This is a genomic window from Oribacterium sinus, assembly GCF_963537195.1.
GTDB classification, from domain to species: domain Bacteria; phylum Bacillota; class Clostridia; order Lachnospirales; family Lachnospiraceae; genus Oribacterium; species Oribacterium sinus_A.
The window spans coordinates 1-5191 of record NZ_CAUTEG010000135.1 but is presented as its reverse complement, the minus strand read 5'-3'; the positions used below and the strand labels follow the sequence as shown (position 1 = coordinate 5191).

The window sequence follows — 5191 nt, the reverse complement described above, 5'->3', positions numbered from 1 at the left end:
ATAACCTATCCAAGGCTCTTTCTGTGGAGGTTTTGGACAGAACTCAGGTGATTTTACAAATCTTTGCGGAACGGGCCAGAAGCAAGGAAGCGAAGATGCAGGTACAGTATGCCACCCTTCAATATATGCTGCCCAGGCTTGTTGGACTTCGGGAAAATCTCTCCCGCCAGGGCGGAAGCGGCGGTGCCGGTCTTTCCAACCGTGGTGCAGGAGAAAAGAAGATTGAGCTGGACAAGCGAAAGATTCAGGAGGAAATGGCTTTTCTTAGAAGAGAATGCAAGAAGCAGGAAGAGGTGCGCCGGGTAAAACGGCAGAAAAGAGAGAAATCCAATATTCCAAGAATTGCTCTGGTGGGCTACACCAATGCGGGAAAGTCCAGTCTTATGAATGCCATTTTGGATTGGAGTAAGGAAGGTCAGAAGGAAAAGGTGGAAGAAAAGGATATGCTTTTTGCCACTCTGGATACCACCATTCGTCATGTGAAGGGAGAACGGGGAGAGGAATTCCTTTTTGCCGATACGGTAGGTTTTATTCGAGACCTGCCTCCCAAGCTTTTGGATGCCTTCCACAGCACTCTGGAAGAGGCCATTGAAGCGGATTTGATTTTACAGGTGGTAGACTATTCCGACCCCAATTATCAAAAACACATGGACAGCACCCTAGCAACCTTAAAAAAACTGGAAGCAAGCCATATCCCTATGCTCTATGTCATGAACAAATGCGACAAGGTTCTTCCCCTGTCGGAGCTTCCCAAGAAGAGGGGAGAAAAGCTCTACATTTCCGTTAAAGAGGGAATTGGAATTTCTGAACTTATGGAAGCGGTAAGCGAGAAAGCCTCCGCCAATCTCCGCCCCCTGTCCATCCTACTCCCCTACAGCGAAGCGGCTTGGGAAAACAGCATCCGAAAAGAAGGGAAAATTCTCTCCCTATCCTACGAGGAGGAGGGAATACAAATGGAACTCCGCCTACCGGAGGCCTTGTACGCAAAACTCCAAAAATTCTCCGTTTAAGTATCCTTCGATATGGATAGACGAGGAGAAAACAAGTCAAACAAACACACGAATGTCGTACAGTTTTCGGTAATGAAAAGTATTTTTTAGTGTAAACAAATAATAGGGAGCAATATTTACCCTATAGGCCTTAGAGAGGGGACAACCTGAACCCGATACTTGCAAACTTGCGAAGCGAAGAACTGTAGAAACCAATAAGATGAAGCGACTGATGTATAATAGGTCTGTAAGAGGGGCAATCTGAGCCCGTCAGTACTTACTGAAAGCGAGCAAAGCGAAGCTTGAAGTTAGTACTGCTACGAAGGCGAGGTTAGCGGGAGCGTGCCCCAAATACAGACCTATTATACATCGGAGCTTGTCTCTTCAATGGTTACAGTTCCTCGCTTCGAAGAGAGCGAGCTTAGCGGGAGCGTGCCCGATTCCATGTCTATACTGCATTGGAGCGAACGCCTTCGATGTATACAGTCCTTCCCTTCGCAGGGGCGAGCTTAGCGGGAGCGTGCCCCAAATACAGACCTGTTATACATCGGAGCTTGTCTCTTCAATGGTTACAGTTCCTCGCTTCGCAGGAGCGAGCTTAGCGGGAGCGTGCCCGATTTCATGCCTATACTGCATTGGAGCGAATGCCTTCAATGGTTACAGTTCCTCTATCCATATCGAAGGATCCGTAAAACCATTCTCCCCTTTTTGGTGTTTTTCTCAAGACCAAGGTAATGGAACTTCCCCAGTCCTCTGACGGAAATCTTTTCTCCCCCCTTTAGACTGCTGCTGCCTTTCGCCACCAAGCCGTCCTTATACACCAGTTCTTTGGCGAAGTATTCCTGTGCCTTTCCTCTGGAAAGGTGGAAGACTGCGGAAACGATACCGTCCAGTCGCTCGGAGGCGGCAAAAATCTGCTCCTCTATTCTTTCCTGTTTGGGGGCGAGAGCTTCCTCACACTCTTTGATTTCCACACCGGTATGCCGAATCTGCTGCAAATTCTCTATAAGATAGTCCTTCATTTTCCGAAGCAGGTAGACATAGCTTTTCTCATCCCGAAAGAAGATGTCTCCCAGCATTTCCCGTTCTATCCCAAGACTCATAATAGCTCCCAGCACATCTCTATGGGAGAGTTCTTCGGAAAATTTTTTCTGCTTTCCCTGAATTTCCAGAAGCACTACAGGATTGTCTTCCAAAAGCAGCTCCCTGCACTCCTCTTCCTCCATAAAGCTTGGGTAAAAGAAAAAGGCCTGTCGTTCCGCCTCTTCTCCTCCCAGAAGCAGAAACTTAGCCCCTCTTTCCCTTTTGATTTTCTCTAAAAAAAGTCCCCTTTCTCTTTCCGATAAAAAGGGACTGTTTCGCACTATACCGCGCTCTTCTGTTTTTCGCCAAATATCTTCCACATGGGCAAGAATATCTTCTCTGTCTTTCATGGTCTTTTATTGTCTCGCTTACTATTTCCGATATCTATCTTTCAAACAATCATACTTAGGAATTAGAGCTTTGCTCCAAAAACTCCACTTCTCCCTGCATCCACACATTGCCCTTAAAACGGCGACCAATGGCGGGGACTCCCAAAAGATCTTTTTCATTGATGCAAACGCGAAATACCGCGTCCATACATCTTACTTTTAAATCCAGGATATTTTCATGGGTATAGACGTTGCTCTTTACCCGAATATTCACAATCTCTCCCAAAATGGAATACTGATCGCACTCCACTCCGGTAGGCATAAAGGTGGACTCCACCAAGCTGTACAGGTCTTCCTTTTCGATTCTCTGATTCACCTCGGACATCAGATTCATATCGGTCTCCGTCAGGGTTTCCAAAGCATCCTGGTCTCCTGCCTTTGCCGCCTCGAAAAGCTTCATCTGCTCCACAAAGTGCTGTCGCTTTACCCACTCATCCTCCGCCTTCTTCTCTATGGGAAGAAGAATCTTTCCTTCCACGGAAAGTCCGGTCAGATAGACCTGCTTGGGCACCGCCTTAATCTGCATCCGTTTCAACTGATGGGCTTCCAGAGAATTGCAAAGATAATAAATCAGGGTAATCCCTGAGGTAAAATCCTCCATCACGCCGGCATAGGTTTCCTTTTCCGCATGGCGCTCAATGCTTCCCTCCACCGTTTCCACCCCTTCGTAGGAACGCATGTAAGGGAAATAATAGTCCCTGTGAAAAATCCCCTCTGCATCTCTGTGACCAACCACAGTAATGCCCATAGAGGGAGCTACCGGAAGCTGATACTGCTCCACCACCTGTCCATTTCCATAGGAGACAAAGCTGCTGCGATATTTTTCATGTACTGCCCTTTGTAAATAAAACTCTGCATCCTTGTCTTCCTGCAATGCAGAAAACCCAATGGATCGTAGAAACTTATGCATTAGCCTTCCTCTTTCCTGACCTCTCTGAAACCATCTCCATATCTTACAACAAAGGCTACTGTCTTGCAAGAGCTACCGGGGAAGGTCTAAAACCTACATACCGGGAAAGGTCTAAAACCATCCCCCATGTCCGAATCAAAGCCGAATACCCGCATTCTCCCTAAATGCTCTTGAAAACAGACGAGAATAAAAAAAACCATGCGGTACAGGTCGGAAAGCGGGGATGATACCTTCCCCTTTTCCATCCTATGCCACATGAAAACTCATTTTACTGCTATATTAATGCTTTTTGAAAAACGGTATTTTCAAAGCTTCCTTATCTTCTCTATGCGGAAGCGCTGGAACCGCCCGGGTTGCCCTTCTGGGTAGACTCAAAAAGGCTATGGGTTGCCTTATAAATCTTTCTGGCAATGTAAGGGTTGTTCATGGTGTAAAGATGCACACCGTCCACTCCATGAGTCACCAGATCCACGATCTGATCCACCGCATAGGCAATGCCCGCGTCTCTCATGGCAATGGGGTTGTCCGCATACTTGTCTAAGATTCTCTGAAACTTCTTAGGAACATTTACGCCACAAAGACTGGCCATCTTTAAGACCTGACGGCTGTTAATAACCGGCATAATCCCCGCTTCAATGGGAACATCAATTCCGGCTAAAGCACAACGCTCCTGGAAAATGTAGAACTGCTTATTTTCAAAGAAAAGCTGGGAAATCAGGTTCTCCGCTCCCGCATCCACCTTGTTCTTCAAGTAACGAATATCCTCTACTCTATCCGCACTCTCGATATGTCCCTCCGGATAGCAAGCCGCGGAAATATGGAAGTTTCCGTGCTCCTTCAAAAAGGCAATCAGGTCGGAAGCATAGCGGAAATCCCCTCTATTCTCCTCTCCCTCGGGAATATCCCCTCTGAGAGCCAGGATATTTTTGATTCCGGCAGTCTTCAGCTCTTCAATCTTTTCCAATACATCCTGCTTTGTTAAATTTATACAAGGAAAATGAACCACGCTGGGCACTTCGCAGACCTTCTTAATATGCTCTGCAATAGGGATGGTACTTTGGTTATTCTTTCCGCCCCCTGCCCCATATGTCACCGAAATGAAATCCGGTTTTAAATCCCGAAGCTCATCCAAGGTGTCATATATGGTTTCAACCGGTGAGTTCCTCCGAGGTGGAAACACCTCGAAGGAAAACACTGTTTTTTCTTGAAATAAATCAACAATACTCATTTCTCAATTCCTTTGCCGCCTGGACAAGATTTGCTAAACTTGCCAAGGTCTCCTCGCTTGCTCTAGTCTTCAATCCGCAGTCCGGATTTACCCACAGTTTCTCTTTTTCAATCTTCTTCAGCATCTTTGCCAATGCTTCTCTAATTTCCTGAACGGATGGCACTCTCGGGGAGTGAATATCATAAACTCCGGGCCCAACCTCTGTACGGAAATGGTTCTCTCTTAAGGAGTCCAAAATCTGTAAATCGGAACGGGAAGCTTCGAAGGAAATAACGTCCGCATCCATGTTGTCAATCGCTTTAATAATATCGGTAAACTCACTGTAGCACATATGGGTGTGAATCTGAGTGCCTGCCTGACATCCGCTGTGTACCAAACGGAAGGCGGGAATAGCCCAATCCAGATACTCACTGTACCAGTCAGACTTACGAAGAGGTAACTTCTCTCTTAAAGCCGCTTCGTCTACCTGAATGATCTTGATACCATTCTTCTCTAAATCCAATACCTCATCACGGATGGCCAAGGCAATCTGCTTTGTGCTTTCCGCAATGCTGATATCCTCTCTTGGGAAGGACCAGTTTAAAATGGTTAC

General features: G+C 46.5%; 4 protein-coding genes and 1 pseudogene. 1 reads left to right on the top strand and 4 read right to left on the bottom strand.

The window, feature by feature from the left end:
- The coding region (hflX, locus tag RYL27_RS10800) for a GTPase HflX (RefSeq protein ID WP_314967155.1) at nt 1–1010 on the top strand (1010 nt) is incomplete at its 5' end.
- A 647-nt stretch (nt 1011–1657) separates the two neighbouring features.
- On the opposite strand, the gene RYL27_RS10795 is transcribed toward hflX, so the two are convergent.
- The 4 genes and pseudogenes from RYL27_RS10795 to RYL27_RS10780 all read right to left on the bottom strand — a co-directional run.
- Nucleotides 1658–2422: a YlmH/Sll1252 family protein gene (locus RYL27_RS10795; RefSeq protein WP_314967154.1), complete on the bottom strand. Its 765-nt coding sequence runs from the start codon at nt 2420–2422 to the stop codon at nt 1658–1660.
- 55 nt (nt 2423–2477) lie between these two features.
- On the bottom strand, nt 2478–3371 hold the full coding sequence (locus RYL27_RS10790) for a DUF3881 family protein (protein WP_304072371.1): 894 nt from the start codon (nt 3369–3371) through the stop codon (nt 2478–2480).
- 325 nt (nt 3372–3696) lie between these two features.
- The gene (gene metF / locus RYL27_RS10785) at nt 3697–4599 is read right to left on the bottom strand and encodes a methylenetetrahydrofolate reductase [NAD(P)H] (RefSeq protein WP_007157525.1); all 903 of its coding nucleotides are present in this window, start codon (nt 4597–4599) and stop codon (nt 3697–3699) included.
- Nucleotides 4586–5191 (bottom strand): annotated as a pseudogene (locus tag RYL27_RS10780) (5-methyltetrahydropteroyltriglutamate--homocysteine S-methyltransferase); the annotation flags it as partial. The gene metF and the pseudogene RYL27_RS10780, both read right to left, overlap by 14 nt.